Source organism: Micromonospora sp. NPDC047762 (assembly GCF_043204655.1).
Classification (GTDB): domain Bacteria; phylum Actinomycetota; class Actinomycetes; order Mycobacteriales; family Micromonosporaceae; genus Micromonospora.
The window spans coordinates 973,677-980,165 of the sequence record NZ_JBIDCQ010000002.1 but is presented as its reverse complement, the minus strand read 5'-3'; the positions used below and the strand labels follow the sequence as shown (position 1 = coordinate 980,165).

Sequence of the window (6,489 nt, the reverse complement as noted above, 5' to 3'; positions counted from 1 at the left end):
TCCGACTACGGCTCGGACAAGGGCTGGGAGAACAAGGACGAGCACGGCTCCGACTACGGCTCGGACAAGGGCTGGGAGAACAAGGACGAGCACGGCTCGGACGAGCGTGGCGGTTACGGCAAGGACGAGCGCGGCTCGGACGAGCGTGGCGGTTACGGCAAGGACGAGCGCGGCTCGGACGAGCGTGGCGGTTACGGCAAGGACGAGCGCGGCTCGGACGAGCGTGGCGGTTACGGCAAGGACGAGCGCGGCTCGGACGAGCGTGACTGGGACAAGGAGCGCGAGTTCGTCTACTACGGCGAAGCCAAGGTCGACAAGGACGCCAAGCCGGGTCGCTACGAGCTCAAGGGCTCCTGCGGCGAGGGCGAGCTCGTCGTGCTGCCGCACGGCGGCGTCGACGGTGGTGACGGTGGCGCCAGCACCGGCACCGACCGCGGCCTGGCCACCGGCGGGGCGGGCCTGCTCGGCGCTGCCGCGCTGGGCGGGATCGTGTTGATGCGTCGTCGGCGGACCGATGGTTCGCTCGTCTGACGTGACGACGACACCGGCCGGCGGCCGCCGCGGGAGACCGTGGCGTGCCGCCGGCACGGCCGTCGTCGTCACCATGGCCATGATCGGCGCCGGCATGATCGGCGCCTCCCTGAAGACCACGCCCACTCCCCGGCCGCCACAGCCGCTGGCCCAGGCCGGCCCCGAGCCGACCGCGCCGGCGAGCACCGCCGACGATGCCCCTCCGGTCGACGGGCAGCCGATCGACGGGCAGCCGGTCGGTCAGTCGGCGGTCGGGTTGGCCCGGTCGGCACCGACGAGCATCGAGATCCCCCGGATCGGCGTCAACGCGACGATCATGTCGTTGGGCACCAACCCGGACGGCACCGTCCAGGTCCCTCCGCTGGAGAAGGCCGACCAGGCCGGGTGGTACGAGCCCGGTGCGAGCCCGGGCGAGACGGGTAACGCGGTCATCGTCGGGCACGTGGACTCGGCGGTGCTGGGCCCGGCCGTCTTCTTCGACCTCGGCGCTCTGACCCCCGGCGACACCGTCACGGTGCGCCGCGCCGACGGGGTGCCGGCCACCTTCACTGTCGACTCGGTGAAGTCGTACCCGAAGACGGCCTTCCCCACCGAGTTGGTCTACGGACCGAGTGACCGGCCCGGCCTGCGGGTGGTCACCTGCGGCGGCCAGTTCGATCAGGCCGCGAAGAGCTACCCGGACAACATCGTCGTCTTCGCCACCCTGGCGGCCTGACCGACGACGAACGGACGCGGTCCGGCCGGTCGGGTCACCCCGACCGGCCGGACCGCGTCCGGCGTACCTGACTCAGGCTGCCGCGGAGGTCCGCACCAGGGTGCGGATCTGGCGCAGCAGCACCGACAGGGCGGCGAGATCCGCCCGTGACTCGTCGAACTCACCCATCGCCCGTCGGGCGCGGTGGATGGAGGTGGCGTTCGACTGCTCCCACTGCTGCACCCGCTCGTGCGGCGGCAGGTCGCCCGGGGTGGAGTCGAGCACCTCCGCGGTGAGCGCGGCGAGCGCGGCGTACAGGTCGTACCGCAGCGCCATCCGCGCAAGGGTCTGCCAGCGGTCCTCCCGCGGCAACAGGGAGATCTTCGACAACAGCGAGTCCACCCGGAACAGGTCGGACAGCACGAAGTAGACCGAGGCCACCTCGCTGACGTCCCGCCCACTGGCGTTCGCGGTCTCCACCACGTCCATCAGACCGAAGCTGTACATCAGCCGGGTGGCCCGCTCCGCCAGCTCGCGGGGTAGCCCACGCTCGGTCATCGAGTCCATGTGCGCGGCGATGCCCTGGCGCTCGTTGCCGTAGAACAGCTCCTCCAGCCCCGGCAGCAGCCGGGTGACCCCGTCGCGCAGCCGGGCGATCTCGGCCGGTACGTCGATCGGCGAGCGCCGGTTGGAGACCAACCACCGCACCGCGCGGTCGAGCAGTCGACGGGTGTCCAGGTAGACGCTGGTCTGCAGCTCCGGCGCCACCTTGTTGTCCAGCGCCTCGACCTCGTCCCACAGGTCGCGCAGGCCGAACACCTCGCTGACCACCACGTACGCCCGGATCACGTCGGCCGCGCTGGCCGCCGTCTCCTCGACCACCCGGAAGATGAACGAGATGCCACCCCGGTTGATCGCCTCGTTGACCAGCACCGTGGTGACGATGTCCCGGCGCAGCCGGTGCCGGCCCATCCGGTCGGCGAACCGCTCGCGCATCGGCGTCGGGAAGTAGTTGACCAGGACGTCGGTCGTCCACTCCTCGTCGGCCAACCCGTCGGTGAGGATCTCCCGCTCAAGGACGATCTTCACGTACGCGAGCAGCACGGCGAACTCCGGCGCGGTCAGCCCGGACTCGCTGCGGACCGCCAGTTCCTCGTCCGGCGGCAGCGCCTCCAACGCGCGGTCCAATCCGCCCGAACGCTCCAGCTCGTTGATCATCCGACGGTGCACCGGGAGCAGCGAGGCGGCCTGGGCCTGGGCGTTGTTGATCGCCCGAGCCTGGTCGTAGTTGTCGCGCAGCACCAGCTCCGCGACCTCGTCGGTCATCCCGGCCAGCAACTCGTCCCGGTCGGCCATGGTCAGCTCACCATCGGCCACCGCCGTGTTGAGCAGGATCTTGATGTTCACCTCGTGGTCGGAGGTGTCCACCCCGGCCGCGTTGTCGATGAAGTCCGTGTAGATCCGGCCACCGGTCAACGCGTACTCGATCCGGCCGAGCTGGGTCCAGCCCAGGTTGCCGCCCTCGCCCGCCACCCGGCAGCGCAGGCTGCGCCCGTCCACCCGGATCGCGTCGTTGGACTTGTCGCCCACCTCGGCGTTGGTCTGCGTGGAGGCCTTGACGTAGGTGCCGATGCCGCCGTTCCAGAACAGGTCCACCGGAGCGGTGACGATCGCCTTCATCAGGTCCTGCGGCGACAACTGCGTGACGTCGTCGTCCAGGCCGATCGCCGCCCGGACCTGCGGCGTGATCGGGATGGACTTCGCGGTACGCGGGAAGATGCCGCCACCTGCCGAGATCAGCTCCGGGTTGTAGTCCTCCCAGGAGGAGCGGGGCAGGTCGAACAGCCGTCGACGCTCCGTGTACGAGGTGGCGGCGTCCGGCTCCGGGTCGAGGAAGATGTGCCGGTGGTCGAAGGCGGCCACCAGCCGGATGTGCTCGGAGAGCAGCATCCCGTTTCCGAACACGTCGCCGGACATGTCGCCGACGCCGACCACGGTGAAGTCCTGGGCCTGGGTGTCCAGACCCAGCTCCCGGAAGTGCCGCTTGACCGACTCCCAGGCGCCCCGGGCGGTGATGCCCATCTTCTTGTGGTCGTAGCCGGCGGATCCGCCGGACGCGAACGCGTCGCCCATCCAGAAGTTGTGGGCCTTGGAGATCTCGTTGGCGATGTCGGAGAACGTCGCGGTGCCCTTGTCGGCCGCCACGACCAGGTACGGATCGTCGCTGTCGTGCCGGACCACGTCCTCGGGCGGCACGATCTGCCCGCTGACGATGTTGTCGGTGACGTCCAGCATCGCGCCGACGAACTCCTGGTAGCAGGCGACCGCCTCGTCCCGGTCGCCCGGCTTCTGCTTCAACACGAAGCCGCCCTTGGCGCCGACCGGCACGATCACGGTGTTCTTCACCATCTGCGCCTTCACCAGGCCCAGCACCTCGGTCCGGAAGTCCTCACGACGGTCGGACCACCGCAACCCGCCCCGGGCCACCGGCCCGAACCGCAGGTGCACACCCTCGAACCGCGGCGAGTAGACGAAGATCTCGAACTTCGGTCGCGGCGCGGGCAGGTCCGGAATGGCCTGCGGGTCGAGCTTGAACGCCACATACGCCTTCGGCCGCCCGTCGGCGCGCTTCTGGTAGAAGCTGGTCCGCAGGGTCGCCTCGATCAGCGTCAGGTACGAGCGCAGGATCCGGTCCTGGTCCAGGCTCGCCACGTCGTCCAGCGCGCCCCGGATCGTCTCCACCAGCTCACCGCTGCGCTGCTGGCGCTGTTCGGCGCTCAACTCGCCCGGCGCGAACCGGGTCTCGAAGAGCTCCACCAGCAACGCGGCGAGCTTCGGGTACGCGATGAAGGTCTGCTCCATGTAGTCCTGCGAGAAGACCGTGCCGGCCTGCCGCAGGTACTTCGCGTACGCCCGCAGCACCACCACCTGCCGCCAGGTCAGCCCGCCGCGCAGCACCAGCTCGTTGAACCGGTCCACCTCGGCCTCGCCGCGCCAGGCGGCCGCGAAGGCGTTCTCGACGTGCGGGCGCACCTCGGCCAGCTCGTGATGCCCCTCGGGCAGCATGAGGCCGAAGTCGTACAGGTAGACCCGACCGTCGATCCGGTCCACCTCGTACGGGTGCTCGTCGACCACCCGTACGCCGAGCGAGTGCAGGACCGGCAGCACGGCGGAGAGCATCATCGGCTCGCCGTACCGGTAGACCTTGAACCGGACGTCCATCGCCTCGGCCAGGTCGGCTCCCGGCACCCGGGTGCCCGGCCGCGGCGCCAACTGCTTGCGGAACAGGTGCATCTCCAGCTGGCCGGGCTCCTCCAGCAGCTCCAGCTTCGCCAGGTCCTTCATCGCCTCGTACGGCGTGTGCCCGTCCTTGTAGCCCTCCGGGAAGGCGTCGGCGTACCGGGTGAACAGATGCTTGGCCTGCTCGTCGCCGAGCTTGCGCTCCAGCACCAACCGGTAGTCGTCGTCCCACAGTCGGGTGGCGTCGGCCAACTCCTCGGCGAGCAGGTCGGCGTCGATGTCGCCGGGTGGCCGCGTCGGGTCGGTGCGGACGATGAAGTGCACCCGAGCCAGCATCGACTCGGTGACCCGGGTGGTGTAGTCCACCCCGACACCGTTCAGCTCACGCAGCAGGATGTCCTGCATGCGCAGCCGGTTCTGGGTGGTGAACCGGTCCCGGGGCAGGTAGATCAGGCAGGAGATGAACCGCCCGTACGCGTCCCGGCGCAGGAACACCCGCAGTTGCCGTCGGCCGGCCATCCGCAGCACGCCGACCACCGCGTGGTACAGGTCGTCGGTCTTGATCTGGAACAGCTCGTCGCGCGGGTAGGTCTCCAGGATCTGGATCAGATCCTTGCCCGAGTGGCTGCGCTGGCTCAGACCGGAGCGGTCCAGCACCTCGGCCACCTTGCGGCGTACCACAGGCAGCTCGCGGACGCTGGTCCGGTAGGCGGCCGTCGAGAACAGCCCGAGGAACCGCCGCTCACCGATCACGTCACCGGCGGAGTTGAAGATCTTGAAGCCGATGTAGTCCAGGTACGCCGAGCGGTGCACGGTGGCCCGGGAGTTCGCCTTGGTGATGATCAAGAGGCGCTTCTCCAGCACCTTCTCGTGCGCCTCGGGCGTCATCGACGACAGCGACCGCGCATCCGGCGAATCGGAGCGCAGGATGCCCAGACCGGTGCCGAGCACCGCCTCCAACGCCTTGCCCTCGACCGGGTCGGCGGCGTCGCCGCCGTCGGCGTCCACCAACCGGTACTCGCGGTAGCCGAGGAAGGTGAAGTGGTCCTGGGCGAGCCACCGCAACAACTCCACCGAGTCGGTGATGTCCTTTTCCGGCACCGGTGGGCGGTTGTCAGAGGTACGGGCGGACGCCAGTTCGTCGGCGAGTGCGAGGGCCCGCTGACGCATCTTCGGCCAGTCCTCGACCGCCTCCCGCACGTCGGTGAGCACCCGCTGCAACTCGCGGCGCAACCGGTCCCGTTCGGCAGCGTCCCGGACCGGGTCGATCTCGATCCGCATCCAGCTCTCGATGATGTCGCCGGCGATCGCGTCGTCCGGTTCCACATCCGCGGAGACCTCGGTGAGTCGGCCCAGCGGCTCCCGCCGCACCACCACCAACGGGTGCACCAGCAGGTGCACGTCGAGGTGGTACGAGTTGAGCAGCGCCGTCACCGAGTCGACCAGGAACGGCATGTCGTCGGTGACGATCTCGACGACCGTGTGGTGCTGGTCGGCGTGCGGTTCGTGGATCCGCAGCTTCAACTCGCCCGGTACCCGCTGCTGGGCGAGATCCCGGTGTGCCCGGGCCGCGTCGAGCATCTCTTCCGCCGTGAAGCCGACCAGCTCCTCGTCCGGGGCGAACCGCCAGAAACGGCCGACAAGTGTCGCCGCGTCGTGGTCGTCCCCGGCGAGCGCGACGGCCTGGGCCACCAGGCGCTCCGCGTTGGGAACGGGTTCGTCGAGCTCGGCGTCCTCCACGTCGTCGGCCAGCGCCTCGGCTGGCAGACCCAGATCGTAGATGGTGTCGATGCTCGACCCGGTCAGCCCGGTGACTCCCGTGTCGAGTCGGCCGTAGCCGTCCCCGTCGGTCGCCGAATCGAAGCTGTCATCGTCCCGGCCGGAGTCATCCTGCCGGAGGTCGGGTTCCGGTTTGATCGCCGGACGCCGGTCCATCGGTGCCACTCCCCTCGACCCACCGCGTTGTGGGTCACTCTGCCGCCCAGCCTAGGCCCTGCCGTTGTGCGCCTTCGTCGGCGGACCAC

Annotated in this window: 2 protein-coding genes and 1 pseudogene; 2 read left to right on the top strand and 1 reads right to left on the bottom strand. The window is 69.7% G+C overall.

The features are described 5' to 3' along the window. Together ACGF3C_RS10080 and ACGF3C_RS10075 are read left to right on the top strand one after the other, a co-directional pair. Positions 1-531: pseudogene (locus ACGF3C_RS10080) on the top strand (hypothetical protein); the annotation flags it as partial. Position 532: 1 nt separating this feature from the next. Beyond that, positions 533-1,246: a class F sortase gene (locus ACGF3C_RS10075; RefSeq protein WP_393220505.1), complete on the top strand. Its 714-nt coding sequence runs from the start codon at positions 533-535 to the stop codon at positions 1,244-1,246. Between the two features lie 72 nt (positions 1,247-1,318). Here ACGF3C_RS10075 and ACGF3C_RS10070 read toward each other — a convergent pair whose 3' ends face one another. Beyond that, positions 1,319-6,400, bottom strand: a complete 5,082-nt coding sequence (locus ACGF3C_RS10070) for an NAD-glutamate dehydrogenase (RefSeq protein WP_357224149.1) — start codon at positions 6,398-6,400, stop codon at positions 1,319-1,321. Positions 6,401-6,489: the final 89 nt, after the last annotated feature.